12 protein-coding genes are annotated in these 14,847 nt (G+C 68.2%); 3 read left to right on the forward strand and 9 right to left on the reverse strand.

Annotation, left to right across the window (positions count from 1 at the left end; translation table 11 throughout):
- The first annotated feature begins 32 nt into the window (after positions 1-32).
- The 3 genes from OGL93_RS19725 to OGL93_RS19735 all read left to right on the forward strand — a co-directional run bounded on the left by OGL93_RS19725 (position 33) and on the right by OGL93_RS19735 (position 1,804).
- Entirely contained in the window at positions 33-305 is a 273-nt protein-coding gene (locus OGL93_RS19725) for a DUF5629 family protein (protein WP_263264597.1), read from the forward strand.
- A 63-nt stretch (positions 306-368) separates the two neighbouring features.
- Positions 369-1,523, forward strand: coding sequence for a lactonase family protein (locus OGL93_RS19730; protein WP_263264598.1), 1,155 nt, complete (start codon positions 369-371; stop codon positions 1,521-1,523).
- 98 nt (positions 1,524-1,621) lie between these two features.
- The gene (locus tag OGL93_RS19735) at positions 1,622-1,804 is read left to right on the forward strand and encodes a hypothetical protein (protein ID WP_263264599.1); all 183 of its coding nucleotides are present in this window, start codon (positions 1,622-1,624) and stop codon (positions 1,802-1,804) included.
- Between the two features lie 123 nt (positions 1,805-1,927).
- Here OGL93_RS19735 and OGL93_RS19740 read toward each other — a convergent pair whose 3' ends face one another.
- The 9 genes from OGL93_RS19740 to moaA all read right to left on the reverse strand — a co-directional run bounded on the left by OGL93_RS19740 (position 1,928) and on the right by moaA (position 14,810).
- Positions 1,928-5,551: an AAA family ATPase gene (locus tag OGL93_RS19740; protein ID WP_263264600.1), complete on the reverse strand. Its 3,624-nt coding sequence runs from the start codon at positions 5,549-5,551 to the stop codon at positions 1,928-1,930.
- Complete coding sequence (locus OGL93_RS19745) at positions 5,548-6,780, reverse strand: exonuclease SbcCD subunit D C-terminal domain-containing protein (RefSeq protein ID WP_263264601.1); 1,233 nt, start codon at positions 6,778-6,780, stop codon at positions 5,548-5,550. Before OGL93_RS19745 ends, OGL93_RS19740 begins: the two co-directional genes overlap by 4 nt.
- A gap of 14 nt (positions 6,781-6,794) precedes the next feature.
- Positions 6,795-8,408 (reverse strand): BatD family protein, encoded by a 1,614-nt coding sequence (locus OGL93_RS19750; RefSeq protein ID WP_263264602.1) that lies wholly within the window; start codon positions 8,406-8,408, stop codon positions 6,795-6,797.
- Positions 8,405-10,147: a VWA domain-containing protein gene (locus OGL93_RS19755; protein ID WP_263264603.1), complete on the reverse strand. Its 1,743-nt coding sequence runs from the start codon at positions 10,145-10,147 to the stop codon at positions 8,405-8,407. Before OGL93_RS19755 ends, OGL93_RS19750 begins: the two co-directional genes overlap by 4 nt.
- Positions 10,144-11,202, reverse strand: coding sequence for a VWA domain-containing protein (locus OGL93_RS19760; RefSeq protein WP_263264606.1), 1,059 nt, complete (start codon positions 11,200-11,202; stop codon positions 10,144-10,146). Before OGL93_RS19760 ends, OGL93_RS19755 begins: the two co-directional genes overlap by 4 nt.
- The gene (locus tag OGL93_RS19765; protein ID WP_263264608.1) at positions 11,195-11,710 is read right to left on the reverse strand and encodes a DUF4381 domain-containing protein; all 516 of its coding nucleotides are present in this window, start codon (positions 11,708-11,710) and stop codon (positions 11,195-11,197) included. The genes OGL93_RS19760 and OGL93_RS19765 overlap by 8 nt, the downstream gene beginning before the upstream one ends.
- Positions 11,707-12,708 (reverse strand): DUF58 domain-containing protein, encoded by a 1,002-nt coding sequence (locus OGL93_RS19770; RefSeq protein WP_263264609.1) that lies wholly within the window; start codon positions 12,706-12,708, stop codon positions 11,707-11,709. The genes OGL93_RS19765 and OGL93_RS19770 overlap by 4 nt, the downstream gene beginning before the upstream one ends.
- Before the next feature lie 22 nt (positions 12,709-12,730).
- A complete protein-coding gene (locus OGL93_RS19775; RefSeq protein WP_263264610.1) occupies positions 12,731-13,690 on the reverse strand; it encodes a MoxR family ATPase in 960 nt (319 codons plus the stop codon).
- Positions 13,691-13,811: 121 nt separating this feature from the next.
- On the reverse strand, positions 13,812-14,810 hold the full coding sequence (gene moaA / locus OGL93_RS19780) for a GTP 3',8-cyclase MoaA (protein ID WP_263264643.1): 999 nt from the start codon (positions 14,808-14,810) through the stop codon (positions 13,812-13,814).
- Positions 14,811-14,847 lie beyond the last annotated feature (37 nt).

Raw genomic sequence — 14,847 nt, forward strand, 5'->3', positions numbered from 1 at the left:
GAATGCGCCCTTCTATCTATGCGGAGCCGCCCATGACCCAGCCCCTAGCCGAGGCGCTCGACGCCACCGACATGGTCATCATCGATGACCTTTATGCATTCGAGTTCGCCCTGGGCAGCGACGGCCTGACCATCGTGTGCATGGATGGCCGCGACGAACGCCAATGGCGGTTCAGCCCCGAACAAGTGGCCGCCGCGCGCTTCGTCAGCGAAAGCGATCTTTGGGAAATCCAGGGGTCCGATGCAGTGCATCGGCTGCGCTTACTCGAGGCGTTCGCTGCCGACGACGATGACGATCAGGCCTGATGCGGTTCGTGGCCTGAGATCAACTTTTGCGTGCAAGCACGGTCTTCACAAGAGGTTTATTTCATGCTGCGAGTGCTGATGTCGCTTACCCTTGCCGGAGCCGCCCTTGGCTCCTCCCTTGCCCAAGCCACCACCTACGACCTGTTGGTCGGCTCCTATACCCAAGGCAGTAGCGAAGGCCTTTATCGCCTGAGCTTCGATAGCCAGAGCGGCCAGCTCGCCAGCGCGCCGGTTCAGGTAATCAAGGCCGACAACCCTTCCTGGCTGGTGCTGAACAAGGCGCAGAGCCAGCTGTTCGTGGTGAACGAGAACGGCCCTGGGCAGAAAGATACCGTCGGCCGCGTGAGCAGCTACCGTATCGATCCCGCCACCCATGAGGTTGCCCTGATCAACCAGGTGCAGAGCAAGGGCGATGAGCCCACCCACGCCAGCCTCAGCGCGGATGAAAAGTGGTTGTTCGTTTCCAACTATGCGGTCCACCCGGACCCCGGCGGCAGCTTGGCGGTATTGCCCGTGGCCGCGGACGGCACCCTGGGCGAGGTCGCTCAGCAGTTCCATAACGCACCGAGCAAGGTCAACCCCGAGCGCCAGGCCAGCGGCCATGTTCACTCCACGGTAAGTAACCACGGCTTCGTGTACTCCAGCGACCTGGGCGCGGACAAAGTGTTTGTCTACCGTGCCCAAGGCAAGGCGACCGCACCGCTTAGCCCGGCCAACCCCGCCGCCGTAGCGTTGCCCCCGGGCAGCGGCCCGCGCCATTTGTTATTCGACGCCAGCGGCGAACATGCCTGGCTCACCCTGGAGATGCCCGCGCAGGTCGCCAGCTTCAAGTGGCAGGCGGGCAACCTGGTGCGCACCCAATTGCACGACCTGGCCACCGAGCAAAAGCCGGCCACTGGCGCTGGCGGCGGGTTGCACCTTTCGCCAGACGGCAAATTCCTCTATGTGGCCAACCGTGGCACGGTCAACGAGCTGGTGGTGTATGCAGTGGACCACGAAGGCGGGTTGAAGCAGGTGCAACGGCGTTCTGTGGAAGGGGACCACCCGCGTGAGTTCACCCTCGACCCGAGCGGCCGCTTCGTGCTGATCGCCAACCAGAAGAGCAATGAAATCGTGGTGGTAGAGCGGGATGCCGCGAGCGGAATGTTGCAGCGCACTGTGCAGCATTATCCGCTGGATTCGCCGTCGGACCTGAAGTTCTTGCAGCCAGCCCATTGATGGCGCTGATAACTGTTACTGCTGCAATGAATTTCTAGCGTGCGCCTCCGGGAGTTAAGTTTTCCTCACCGTCACTGACTTCCCGGAGGAACGCCATCATGCACTTCAACCTGTTCTCAGTTATCGCCGCATCCGCCATTTCCGCGTCCGTTGCGCTGCCCACCAGTGCCAATGGCCAACCCGACCATTCCGGCCGTTCGGCCCAGGGCTATACCCCGCAATACCTGCAAAAAAGCGCCAACTTTTATGCCGCGCTGGATCATAAGATCGCCACGCATTGATTGACGCAGCGTCGCCAGTGAGTTCGCAGGCTGGCCTGCTTTCCCAATGACCTCGGGCGCCGCAGCCCGCTCGCCCCGCACCTGTGAGGCCGGGCAGCGCCCAGGAACGGTCGGGTCGTTGGGTTAGGGCACCACCGTGACCTCGCTCAAGCCATTGCCCTGCCGCCGCACTTGGATCTGCACCGGTATGCGCTCATGCATCTCTTGCACGTGGGAGATCACCGCGACCTTGCGGCCCTGCGCTTGCAGGTTGTCCAGGGCGTCCATGGCCAGTTGCAAGGATTCGGGGTCCAGGCTGCCGAAGCCTTCGTCGATGAACAGCGATTCGATGCGCAGGCTGCTCGAGGCCATGGAGGCCAAGCCCAGCGCCAGCGCCAGAGATACCAAAAAGGTTTCGCCGCCGCTGAGGGAATGCACCGAGCGCACTTCGTCACCCATTTCGGTATCCACCACCAGCAGCCCCAAGGCGCTGCCGCCACGCTTGAGTCGGTAGCGGCGCACCAGCTGCAACAATTGGGCATTGGCGTGGCGGATCAGCAAGTCGAGGTTGTAGGCCTGGGCGATCTTGCGCAGGCGGTCGCCCTCGGCCGAACCGATCAACGCCGACAGGCGCCCCCAGCGTCGGTGCTCGGCCTGGGCTTGTTCGACCTGGGCGGCCAGCGCCTCGCGGGCTTGCCTGCGGCGGTCGTCTTCGAGCTGGGCGGCGCGCAGTTCAGCGCACGCCTGCTCCTGCGCTTCGCAACGGCCCTGGGCTGCGATGAGAGCCTCCGCCAGCGCCTCGGCGGTCTGGGTTGGCGCGGTGGCGTCGGCCCGGTGCGCTTGCAGCCGCTGCTGACGTTCGTGCAACAACACCCGGCCTTGTTCCAGCGCGCTTTCAGCTTCGCGCAGGCGGCTTCGCAGCTGCTCTACGGCGTCTTCGGCGATTGCTAGCAGACGTTGCAGGTCAGCGTCACCGAGGGTTGGATGGGCCTGGCGCCACTGCTGCAGGCGAGTGTCCAGCTCGGCCAGCTCTGCCTCGCTGGCGGTGTGCTGGTCGACTAGCGCTTGCCAGCGGCCGCGGGCCGCGAGCAGTTCATTGCCCGCCTGTTGCAGGGTTTGGGCCGCCGCGGCCTGGGCCCCGCGGGCTTGCTCCACGGCCTGCTCCAGGCTGGCTTGCCACGCTGCGGCGCTAGGCTGCGAGCCAAGCCGCTCGGCCAGCGTAGCCTGGGCATCGAGGCGCCGCTGTTGCAGGCCCTGCACGGCGCCGCGCAGGCTTTCCAGCTGGCGCGCCAGGCCCTGCTGCTCAGCCTCGGTCACCTGCACCTGTTGTTGCCGTTGAGTCTGCGCAAGTTGCTGCGCCTGTTGCTGCTCCAGCAGGCGCAAGCGTTCGGCGAGGGTATGTTCCAGCGCGGCGACTGCCCGCGCCGGTTCGGCCCGCAGCGCTGCCAGCGTGTGCTCGGGCAGCAGTTCGGCGAAGGCGTCGAGCGCTTCATCGAACCGCTGCTGCTCGCGTTGCAACTGTTCCTGCTGCTGGGCCAGCGCGCGGTTCGCGGCGTCTGCCACCTGCTGCGTCTCGCGCAGTCGCTGCTGGCTCTGGCCGGCCTGGGTTTGCGCGGCGAGCAGGGCCTTGAGCTGTTCGTCGTCCGCAGCGATCTGCTGGCGCAAGCGCGCCACGGCGTCGTTCAGCCAGCCCTGTCGCCGGGCGATCGGTTGCGCCAGCAATTCGTCCTGCCGCGGCAATGCCTGCAGGGCGTCCAGCGCGGCGCTGTGCTGAGCATCCAGCCGTTGCTGTTGCTCGTGCAGCGTTTTTTGTTGGTCCATAAGCGCGCGAACGTCCGCGCGCAGCTCGGCGAGGCGGTCCGCCAGGGCCTGCACGCGCCCCTGCGCGGCCTGGATGTCGTCCAGGTCCTGGGCCTCGAGGGTGGCCAGCGCGGCATCATGGCCGCCCGGATGTTCCGCGCTGCCGCACACCGGGCAGGGCGCGCCCGGATGCAAGCCGGCACGCAAGCGCGCCAGGTGCTGGCGCTCCAGCAGGTTCACCGTGACCTCCAGCGCCTGGCTGGCGGCCTGGTGGTCAGCGCTCGCCGCTTTACCCTCGGCGGTGCGCGCCTGGCGCTGCTCGGCAAGCTTTTGCTGCTGCGTGCTGAGTTCGGCGAGCCGCTCCTGGGCCTCGGCGCAGCGGCGCCAGCCGCCGTCCAGGGCGTCGAATTGTTCCAGCGCGCGGCGGTTGTCGGCAATCAGCTCGCTGAGCAAGCGCAGGCGCTCGCCTAGGTCCGCCGACGCGCCAAGCCGCCCTTGCACATCATCGAGCACGGCCTGAGCCGCGGCTTGCTGCTCGTTGGCGGCGTCGGCCGCTTGGCGCAGGCCGGGCAGCGCCGTTGCCAGCTGGGCTTGGCGGGCGGCCAGCGGCGCCAGCTGTTGCAAGCGTGGTTGGTAGGCCTGCCAGGCATTGCTCAGGCGCGCCAGCGGAGCGCTGTCTTCCAGCCGCGCTTCGACAGCCTGGAGCAGCTCGCCGCCCTGGCGCTGGGCCTGCGCCAGGTCAGCGAGCGCCTGTTGGCCGGCTTCATGTTGCCGTTGCGCCTGGGCCAGTTGCGTTTGCAGCGGCGCCAGGTCGTGTTCCAGGTGCTGCAGCGTGGCCTGTTGGTCGAAGGCTTCGCGCAAGGCGGGCGCGGCGGCTGCCTGCGCGCCTGTGACGGTCAGCAGGCCCGCTTCGGCGGCTTGCACCTGCCCCTGGGCATGCTCGACGGCACGCTCGGTGGCCTGCACCTGGTCGGCGGCTTCATCCCGGGCCGGCCCGAGGGTGTGCAGTTGCCCGCGCAAGCGCGCCTGGCGCTCCAGCAGCGCACGCTGCGGGGCCAGCGCGTCGAGGTGGATGAGGTCTTGCCGTTGGCCTTCGAGTTGCCGCCACTGCGCTTCGGCCTGGCCGAGGGCGTGGGCGGCCGTTTGCTGTTCGGCGTTCAGGCGCTGCTCGTCGAGCAGGTGCTGGTGCTGGGTTTCAACTTCGCGCCGCTGCTGCTGGGCTGCCAGCAAGCCTTGGCGGGCCTGGTCCAGGCGGCTGTCCAGGGCGATGCGGGCATCGGCATCGAGCGCGGCGCTGGCGCCTTCCTGGGCCTGTAACGCTTCCAGCTGCTGGCGTGCGCTGCGCGCCTTGTCGTAGGCGCGGCGGCCGAGGCGGCTATACAGCGCGGTATCGGTGAGCTTTTCCAGTAATTCGCTGCGTTCGTTGTCGTCGGCCTTGAGGAACGCGCTGAACTCACTCTGGGCCAGCAGCACAGCGCGGGTGAATTGCTCGAAGTTCAGCCCCAGGCGAGCTTCGAGCAGTGGCCGGTACTCTCCTTTTTGTGTCGCCAGCAGGCGATCGCTGTCCAGGTCCAGCAGCGTTTGCCGGCTGGGTTGCAGCTTGCCGCCGGCCTTGTCGCGGGCGCGGTTGGCCTCCCAGCGGGCGCGGTAGCGCACCTCGTCCACGCCGATGAAATCCACCTCGGCAAAGCCCGCGCCCGCGCCGCGGCGCAACAGGTTGCGCGGGTCGCCGGTGGCGATTTCACCCTCGGCATCGGGCACCTTGGCGTCGCGGCCGGTATCGCCCAACCGTGGCACCGCGCCGAACAGCGCCAGGCACAGGGCATCGAGCAGGGTGCTCTTGCCCGCGCCGGTGGGGCCGGTGATCGCAAAGAGCCCGGCGCTGGCCAGGGGCTCGGCGGTAAAGTCCAGGGCCACCGGGCCGGCCAGCGAGGCCAGGTTCTTCAGGCGGATGGCGAGGATTTTCATGGCTGTGGCTCCAGCTGCTCTTCCTGCAACAGCAGCAGAAAGTCGTTCAGGGTGGCATCGTCCACAGCGTTGCCGTATTGCTCTTCCCAGGCGCGGCTGAACACCTGTTCGGGGCTCAGTTGCTCGAGCTGTTCCAAGGCCACGGCATCCTGGCGCAGCCCGCTGCCGTGGTATTCCACGGCAATACGCACCAACCGCGCGGCCTTGCCGGCCAAGGCCGCTTCAACCTGGGTGCGCAGCTCAGGCTGCGGCTCGTCGAGAATCACCCGCACTTCCAGCCAGGGGTGCTGCACCACGCCAGCGAGCAGGTCTGGCGCAGGGAGCGCGGCCAGGCGAGCCAGCACGTCGTCCAGCCGGGCCGGGCCTACGCGCAGCAGGTCTACCGCGCGCGGTACGCGGTGAGCCTGCACCTGCTGCAGCTGTTCGCCGATGAAGTCCACTTGCAGCACCTGGTGGGGGTAGTCCACTTCGGAAAACGACAGCGGGATAGGCGAGCCGCTATAGCGCAGGCGTTGCTCGCCGTTGACCTGCTGCGGCTTATGCAAGTGCCCCAGCGCCACGTAGCCGACGCTGTCATCGAACAGGCTGGCGGGCAGCGCCTCGGCGGTGCCGATCACCAGGCTGCGTTCGGAGTCCAGCGATACCGCGCCGCCGGCCATGTGCGCGTGGCTGATGGCAATCAGCGGTTGGCCCGGCTGACGGCGTGCGTTGGCCGCCGCGATCAACCGCTGGTGCACCTGCGCGATGCCGCCGAGGTAGTCCTCGCCCAGGTGTGGGCCGGTGACCTCGGCAGGGCGCAGGAACGGCAGCGCCAGGCACCAGGCGACGGTGGCGCCGTGGCCGTCGGTGAGCGGGATCAGCAAGCGGTCGCAGTCGAGCTGGCCGTCGTCGAGCCATAACACCCGGCCCAAGGCGTGGGTGCGCAGCCGGCGCATGAGCGGCGCGGGCAGTTCGATGCGCGAGCCGGAGTCATGGTTGCCGGCGATCATCACGATGGTCAGTGACGGCAAGGCTTCATGGGCATTGACGATAAAGTCGTAGAGCCGTTCCTGCGCTTTGAGCGGCGGGTTCACGGTGTCGAAGATGTCGCCGGCGATCAGCAGGGCATCGGGCAACAGCGTGGTGATGCGCGCCAGCAGCCAGGCGAGGAAGGCCTGGTGTTCGTGGTCGCGGTCCTGGCCGTGCAGGCTTTGGCCCAAGTGCCAGTCAGAGGTGTGCAGCAAGCGCATGGCGGGTCTCGAAACTATTTAGGGTAAAGCGGCGGCAGGTTTTCTTCCGCCCCTGGAGCCGGTCGGGCGATGGTCGGGATGCCGCTGACTACGCTCCACAGTCCACTGCCTTGCCAGTAACGGCCCGCTTCGCTATAGAGCGCGCCGTTCAGGCCGTCGAGGGCATCGGACAGCGCCGGGTAGCGTGCCGCCAATTGCGCGAGGGTCTCCGACTGCTGCCGGGCCCAGGCGTCCAGGGCCTGGCGGGAAGCTTGCGGGTCGTTGTTCTGGCAGGCGCGCTTAAGGTCGTCGAGCAGGCTGCGTGGGCTCGGCCCGGTGGCGGCGAGCCGCGCCACCGCTGGCTGCGACCGCGCCCGCCACCACAGCCCGAAGCCCAGCAGGGTAGTGCACAGCAGCAGCACGGTCGATAGTTGCCATGGCCACAACGGGCGGGGCCGGGGCGCCACTGCGGCGGGCCCGTTGTCCACGGGTGCCGCCGGCCGTTCAGCGGCTTGCAACGTGCGCGCCGGCAGGCTAGTGCGCTCCAGATGGTCTTCGCGGGTGTTCCACCACACCACTTCCACCGCCGGCAGTTCGGTGCTGCCGGCGCGCATCGGGACCAACGCCTCACGCTCCTGGCGGCTGCCGACCAGGCCACGCTCGGTGCTCTGGTCGTTCAACTGCGCCTGGTCGGGGTAGCGGCGCACGCCGCTGAGTTCGGCCTGGGGCAGGGGTGGCAGCTGCGCGCTGGACAACCCCTCGGCCTTGAGGGTGAGGGTGCGGGTAAGCGAATCACCCTCGCGCGCGTCTTCCGGGGGCGGGTTCCAGCTTTCGCTGAGGGTCAGGCTACGCGCCGGCAGCCAGGTAGCGTCGGCCGGGTACAGCGCTGGCCGGCCGAGCACCCGCACCGTCATGCGTGCCGAACTCACCCGCACTTGCGGCCCTGGGCGTGGCTTGCCGGTGTCGTCGGCATTGACCGTGGTCGCGGTGAACAGCAGTGCCGGGATGGTGAGGTCACCGCTGCGCTGCGGGTAGAGCGCGTAACGGGTTTCGATCACGCCATGGCGCAAGCCGTTGATCACCTTCTCGTAAGTGCGCCGGTTACCTAGCGGCGCCACCCGCGCATCGGCTACGTCCGGGGGGGCGAAGCTGCTGTCGTCATACAGCGCCACCGAATGGTAGACGCGCAGGGTCAGGATCAGCTGCGCCTGCACGTATACCTGGTTCTGATCCAGGGTGGCCTCGATGAACACCGGTGCCTGGGTAGCCGCCACTGGCGCATCGGCGTCGAGCACCTGCAGCACGATGGGCTGGCTGTGCAGTTCGCCCAGGCTCAGGCTGGGCAAGGTGAGGGTGCCGCTTTCCCGGGGCACCAGGGTGATGATCCAGCGCGTGCTCGGCCCGTGATCGTCGGCCAGGCTGGCCAGTTCGTTCACCTGGCGGGTATCGCCAACCTCGAATTGCGCTTGCAGCGGTGAGGTGTCCGGCTTGCCGAACAGGGTCACGTCGTTGGTCTGCAACGTCAGCTCGAAGGTTTCGCCCACTGCCAGGCGCGTGCGGTCGACGCTGGCCAGCAGCACCGCCGCGGTCGCCGAAACCGGCAACAGGGCGATCAAGCCGCAGAGTAAAAGGGCACAGAGCCGACTCATGGATGTTGTTCCTGCCGTTGTTGCTGTTCATACCAGAATTTACGCCGCAGCAATTCTGACGGATCGTCGGGGATCTGTCGCAGCCATTGCTCCAATGACTCCCGGGCTTCGTCGTCCGGCGCCTCGCTGGCGCTGGCGACCTTGGCGGGGCTGGCTGCGCCGGGGGCACCTTCAGCGTTCGCGCCGGCATTGCCGCTGGCCGTGGCGGCGGAAACCGCAGGTGGGGTGGCCGACGGCGGCGCAGCGGCGGCCGCAGCCGTGCCTTGCTCACCGCCAGCGCCTTCGCCGGCACTGCCACCCTGGGCCGATGCGGGTGCCGCGTTGGCGGACCCCTCAGCCGGGTTGGCGGGATTGGGCTCGGCTTTGCCAGCATCGAGCAGCTTTTGCACCAACGCCCGGTTGTCGCTGGCGGCGCGCAGCCCGGGTTCGCGCTCCAGCGCCTGCTCATACGCCTGCAGCGCGGCTTCGAGCTGGCCGTTCTGCGCCAGTGCGTTGCCGCGGTTGTAGTGGTCGGCGGCGCTGTCGCCTTCGGCAAAGCATTGGGCGGCTTCGGCATATCGGCCGGCCCGGTAGAAGGCGATGCCCTGCCAGCGGTAATCGATGAAGCGCTGGGCGGCTTGCGCCGGCTTACCCTCGGTGAGCAGATGCGCACCTTGTTGGTCTGGCCGCCACCAGAGGTCGGCCAGGCCGTAGGCATACACCGGGCGTGGCGCCATGGCCATGCCGAGCAGCAACGGCAGGCACAGCAGCCAACCCCGACGGCCAGCGAGGGCGGCCAACGCCAGCAGTGGCAACAGCAGCCAATAGCCTTGGTCGGCCCAGCGGTCGAGCGGGCGCGGTGGGGTCTCGTCGCCTGCCATGGGCGTGTGGGCGGTGTCCAGCAGGCCCAGCGCGCGCAGGTCGTGGTTGTCCAGGCGGGCGCTTTCGTAGCGGCCATGGGCCCGGGCGGCGGTCGCGGCCAGGGCGGTCGCATCCAGGCGCAACACTGCGATGGCGCCGTCTGGCCCTTTGAGCAGCTCGCCGTTTTCCAGGGTGACCGGCCCGCCTTCGGCGCTGCCCACGCCCAGCACCAGCAACGGCGGGGAGTGCCGGCCCAGCCAATGGTCGATGCCTTCGCGCTCGAGGTCGCTGAGGCCCGGGGCGATCAGCAGCAACCTGCCCGGCCCTTGGCCGGCCTGAGCGAGCAGGTCCAGCGCTTGATGCACGGCAAGGTCCGCGCGCTGCCCAGGCTCGGGCATCAGTGAGGGTTTAAGGGCTTCGAGCAGGTTGCGGCTCGTGGCCTCGTCATCCGATAGCGGGACCAGGGTATGCGCGCTGCCGGCGTAGACCACGATGGCGGTCTGCGCATCGGCGCGGTGCTGCAGCAGGTCGAGGATCTTGCGCCGCGCCTGGCCGAGGCGGTCGGGTGATGCGTCCTTGGCGAGCATGTCCGGGGTGAGGGCCAGGATGATCACCAACGGGTCGTCCGGACGCTGGGCGATCTGTTGCTCGCGCTGCCAGCCGGGGCCGACCAGCGCCAGCCCGGCTAGCAGCGCGGCGAGCCCGAGCAGCACCCGCGGCCAGCGTTCGGCGCGGGCTTGGCTGCCGCGCAGCAGCGTCGCGTGGAAGGCGCTCGGCAGCAATGCCTGCCAGCGCCCACTGCGGCGGCGACGCAGCCATAACGCCCAGCACAGCCAGGCGAGCAGCGGCCAGGCGAAGAACCAGCCAAGGCGTGCCCAATGCGGCCAGAACGCGCTCATCGCCGCCGCCTCAGCCGGGCCAGGTGCCCGCGCAGCGCCGGGGCTGGGCGCGCCCAGCCGAAGCGGCGGCCCGGTGGCAACAGGCGTTGCCCGGCCAGGATCGCTACCCAGATCACCGCCGCCGCCAGCGGCCAGTGGTAGAGCTCCTCCACTGGGCGAACCCGGGTCGGTTGCTGGTTCACCGGCTCCAGGCGGTCCAGCGCCTCACCGATGCCTTGCAGGTCTTGGCCGTCGCGGGCACGGAAGTACTCCCCGGCCGTGGCGCTGGCAATGGCTTGCAAGGCGGTTTCGTCCAGGTCGCTGCCAGCGTTGAGGCCTAGTGCCGCGTTCGGCGCGGCTCCGGCCGCTTGCGGGTCGGCGCCGATGCCGATGGTATGGATGCGCACCTGCTCGGCGGCGGCCAGGCGCGCCGCGGTCAGTGGCTGGATCTGCCCGCCGTTGTTGGCGCCGTCGGTGACCAGGATCAGCACCCGGCTTTCGGCCGGGCGCAGGCGCAGGCGCTTCACCGCCAGGCCGATGGCGTCGCCGATGGCGGTGGTTTGCCCGGCGATGCCCACCTGGGCGTCGTCCAGCCAAGCGCGCACGGTGTGGCGGTCGAAGGTCAGTGGCGCCTGCACGTAAGCGCGGCTGCCGAAGAGAATCAGCCCCACCCGGTCACCCTGGCGGTTCTCCAGGAAATCCCCGAGCAGGTGCTTGACCAGCGCCAGGCGGCTGACGTTTTCGCCTTGCCATTGCATGTCGGGGTAATCCATCGAGCCGGACACGTCGACCGCCACCAGCAGATCGCGGCCGCTGGCCGGCAGCGGCAGGGGCGGCCCCAGCCATTGCGGCCTGGCACAGGCGACCAGCAGCAGCAGCCACACCCCGGCGTAGGGCAGTTGCTGGCGCCAGCCGGGCAGGCCGCCACTGGTGCGGCGGTGGCTGAGGGTGGCCAGTTCTTCGAGAAACCCCACCTGCAGCACCTGCTCGCCGCTGTTGGCCGGCGGCAGCAGGCGACGGGCGACCCACGGCAACGGTAGCAGCAGGAAGATCAGCGGCCAGGCGAACTCAAACATGTTTGCGAATCCAGGTGTCCACGGCCTGATAGAGCCCGTTGATGGCTTTGTCGTCCAGCTTGCACTCGGGGCGGTAAACGCCTTCCACCAGGATCATCCACCGGGTCAGGCCCGCTGCCGGGCAGCGGTTGTCCAGAAACGCCAACCACTTGCGGCCGTTGAGGGTATGGCTGTTGGCCCCGGGGTAATGGTTGCGGCACAGGCGTTTGAGCAGCGCGTTGAGCTGTTGCAACCAGGCGCCGGCGGGTGCGCCATCGTAAGGGCGCGGCAGTAACGCCAGCTCGGCGAGGGCCTCCAGCCGGGCGGGGTCTACCGCGGGCTCGCTGCTTTCGGGCACTACCGCTACGGCTGGCGGCGCTGTCGGCGCTGGCCGCCGTCGCCAGGCCCACAGCGCGGCGGCAACGGCGATCAGCAGCAGTAACGCCAGGCCCCACCAGCCAGGGGCTGGCGGCCAGGCGCTGACAGGGGCCGGCTCGATCAGCGGCAGCAAGCCAGGCAAGGGGTTCATTGAGCAGCGCCCGTGCTCGGTGGCGACGCCGGCTTGGCGCCCGGCCTGACGTCTGGCCGGGCACCCGGTTTGGGCCGCGAACTGGTGTACTCACGCAGCTGGTCCACCGCATCGGCGCGGGTGCTGAGCGGCAACACCAGCACTCCCAGCTTTTGCCCCAGGCGCTCCCAGCGCGCCCGACGTGCCTCGGCCAGGGCCTGGTAGCCGCGGCGCAACTCGGCGTCGCTGGTGTCGACCTCCAGCTGCGCCGCACCCAGGCCGAAGCGCAACAGGCCGGCGGCGGGCAGGGCGTGGTCCAGGGGGTCGCTGATCGGCAGCAACAGCAGGTCGCAATGGCGGGCGAGCAGGCTCAGTTGCTGCTCGGTGGCGTCGCTCAGCGCGCGCTCGTCACAGATGACGATGCCCAGGCTGCCGGGGCGCAGCACCTCGCGGGCACGCCGCAGGGCACTGCCGAGCGGGTCCGCCGCGGGGAGGGCGTCCGTGCTGAGGGCGGCATTGACTCGCGCCAGCCGGTTGAGCAGTTGCAACAGGCTCTGCTTGCTGCGCCGGGGCTTGATCTCGTAGTGCTCCTGGTCGCCATACACCAGCCCGCCGATGCGGTCGTTGTGCTCCAGCGTGGCCCAGCCGAACAGTGCGGCCACCTGCGCGGCCAAGGTGGACTTGAACGCCACCGCCGAGCCGAAGAACAGCTGTCGGCTTTGCTCCACCAGGATGAAGATCGGCCGCTCACGCTCCTCGTGGAACAGCTTGGTGTGCGGCTCCTGGGTGCGCGCGGTGACGCGCCAGTCGATGTTGCGCACGTCGTCGCCGGCCTGGTACACCCGCACCTGGTCGAAGTCCACGCCACGCCCGCGCAGCTTGGAGTGATGCAGGCCGATCAGCGGGCTGCGCTGGCCCGGCCGGGAAAACAGCTGCACTTCGCGCACCCGATGCCGCATCTCGATCAATTCGGCGAGGGTAACGGTGATGCTGGGCGCGGGGCGCGGCGGGTTGTTCATGGCTGGCTGTTCATAGAGAGGCTCAGGCCACCGCGACCACATCGAGGATGCGCTGGATCACCCGGTCTTGGTCCACGCCCGCCGCTTCGGCCTCGAAGGACAGGATGATGCGGTGGCGCAGCACATCGAAGATCACCGCTTGCAGGTCTTCGGGGCTCACGAAGTCCCGCCCGGCCAGCCAGGCATGGGCGCGGGCGCAGCGGTCGAGGGAAATCGAACCGCGCGGGCTGGCGCCGTAGGTCAGCCACTCGGCCAGCTCGCTGTCGTATTTGGCTGGGGTGCGGGTAGCCATCACCAGCTGCACCAGGTACTCCTCCACGGCATCGGCCATGTACAGGCCGAGGATCTCCTTGCGGGCGGCGAAAATAGCCTGCTGGCTGACCCGCCGCTCGGGCTTGGTTTCGCCGTTGAGGGCCTCGCCGCGGGCCTGCTGGAGGATCCGCCGCTCCACCGAGGCGTCGGGAAAGCCGATTTTCACGTGCATCAAAAAGCGGTCGAGCTGCGCCTCGGGCAGCGGATAGGTGCCTTCCTGTTCGATCGGGTTCTGCGTGGCCATCACCAGGAACAGCGGCGACAGCTCATAGGTGCTGCGGCCCACGCTGACCTGGCGCTCGGCCATGGCTTCGAGCAGCGCGGACTGCACCTTGGCCGGCGCGCGGTTAATCTCGTCGGCCAACACCAGGTTGTGGAAGATGGGCCCCTGCTGGAACACGAAGCTGCCGGTTTCCGGGCGGTAGATCTCCGTGCCGGTGATGTCGGCGGGGAGCAGGTCCGGGGTGAACTGAATGCGGTGGAATTGCGCTTCAACGCCTTCGGCCAGTTCCTTGATGGCTTTGGTCTTGGCCAGCCCCGGCGCGCCCTCGACCAGCATATGGCCGTCGGCGAGCAGCACGATCAGCAGGCGGTCGATAAGTTTGTCCTGGCCAAGGATCTGGGTAGAGAGAAAGCTGCGCAGCGCGATCAGCGCTTCACGATGTTCCATCGGTGGGGTTCCTGGGTGGCCGGGCGGGCTGGGAAAGGGCCAGCATTTTAATGCATTGGCGCCTTGCAAGCGATGCCTGGTTCGCAGGCGTGCGCCAGCGCCTGGCAGGGCCGGCAGCGCTTCAGCCGCCGGTCATGTTCATGAAGCGCACCACCTGCACGCTGTCGTCCAGCTTGAAGTCATGCCGCAGAGGCTTGAGCGCCATGGCTTCGATGATCGCCCGTTGCAGCCGCTCCGGTTGGCCCGGGTTGGCGCGCAATATGGCTTTGAGGTCCACCGCGTGTTCGTTGCCCAGGCACAGCAACAGGCGGCCCTCGACGGTCAGCCGCACGCGGTTGCAAGTGGCGCAGAAGTTATGGCTATGCGGGGAAATGAAGCCGATCCGGGTGCCTGGCGCTTCGGCCAGGCGCCAATAGCGCGAAGGGCCATGGGTAGTATCGGTGGCCGGCACCAGGGTATAGCGCTGGGCGATGCGTTCGCGCACGTGGTCGCTGGAATAAAATGCCTCCGCACGGCTGTGCTCGGTGATCACGCCGAGTGGCATTTCTTCGATAAAGCTCAGGTCCAGGCCGCGGTCGATGGCAAAGCCTACGAGGTCGTTGATCTCATCGTCGTTGCGGCCCTTCATCACCACGCAGTTGAGCTTGGTGTGCGTGAAGCCCGCGGCGTTCGCCGCGTCGATGCCGGCGATTACCTGGGCCAAGTCACCCGTGCGGGTCAGCTGGCGAAACCGCTCGGGGTCGAGGCTGTCCAGGCTGATGTTGAGGCGGTGCACGCCGGCATCCCGTAGCGGGCCGGCCAGGCGCGCGAGCTGGGAGCCGTTGCTGGTCATGCACAGCTCTTCGAGGCCGGGAAGGGCGGCGATCTTGGCGCACAGCTCGACGATGCCGGCGCGCACCAGGGGTTCGCCGCCGGTCAGGCGAATCTTGCGCGTGCCCAGCGCGACGAAAGCGCGGGCCATCTCATGGAGTTCTTCGAGCGTAAGGATGCGTTGGCGTGGCAGGAACTGCATGTCCTCGGCCATGCAATACACGCAACGGAAGTCGCAGCGATCAGTGACCGACATCCGCAGGTAGTCGACCCTTCTGGCAAAGCTGTCGGTCAGGTACCGCGGTGCCATCATTGCCTCGCATGAAAAAACTGAACCACAAGGTACG

It is taken from the genome of Pseudomonas sp. RIT-PI-S (genome assembly GCF_025642975.1).
Lineage (GTDB): Bacteria > Pseudomonadota > Gammaproteobacteria > Pseudomonadales > Pseudomonadaceae > Aquipseudomonas.

Bases quoted from the DNA above. Each gene is read 5' to 3' on its own strand.
- OGL93_RS19725 (WP_263264597.1), top strand. From the start codon at position 33: ATGACCCAGCCCCTAGCCGAGGCGCTCGACGCCACCGACATGGTCATC.
- OGL93_RS19730 (WP_263264598.1), top strand. From the start codon at position 369: ATGCTGCGAGTGCTGATGTCGCTTACCCTTGCCGGAGCCGCCCTTGGC.
- OGL93_RS19735 (WP_263264599.1), top strand. From the start codon at position 1,622: ATGCACTTCAACCTGTTCTCAGTTATCGCCGCATCCGCCATTTCCGCG.
- OGL93_RS19740 (WP_263264600.1), bottom strand. From the start codon at position 5,551: ATGAAAATCCTCGCCATCCGCCTGAAGAACCTGGCCTCGCTGGCCGGC.
- OGL93_RS19745 (WP_263264601.1), bottom strand. From the start codon at position 6,780: ATGCGCTTGCTGCACACCTCTGACTGGCACTTGGGCCAAAGCCTGCAC.
- OGL93_RS19750 (WP_263264602.1), bottom strand. From the start codon at position 8,408: ATGAGTCGGCTCTGTGCCCTTTTACTCTGCGGCTTGATCGCCCTGTTG.
- OGL93_RS19755 (WP_263264603.1), bottom strand. From the start codon at position 10,147: ATGAGCGCGTTCTGGCCGCATTGGGCACGCCTTGGCTGGTTCTTCGCC.
- OGL93_RS19760 (WP_263264606.1), bottom strand. From the start codon at position 11,202: ATGTTTGAGTTCGCCTGGCCGCTGATCTTCCTGCTGCTACCGTTGCCG.
- OGL93_RS19765 (WP_263264608.1), bottom strand. From the start codon at position 11,710: ATGAACCCCTTGCCTGGCTTGCTGCCGCTGATCGAGCCGGCCCCTGTC.
- OGL93_RS19770 (WP_263264609.1), bottom strand. From the start codon at position 12,708: ATGAACAACCCGCCGCGCCCCGCGCCCAGCATCACCGTTACCCTCGCC.
- OGL93_RS19775 (WP_263264610.1), bottom strand. From the start codon at position 13,690: ATGGAACATCGTGAAGCGCTGATCGCGCTGCGCAGCTTTCTCTCTACC.
- moaA (WP_263264643.1), bottom strand. From the start codon at position 14,810: ATGGCACCGCGGTACCTGACCGACAGCTTTGCCAGAAGGGTCGACTAC.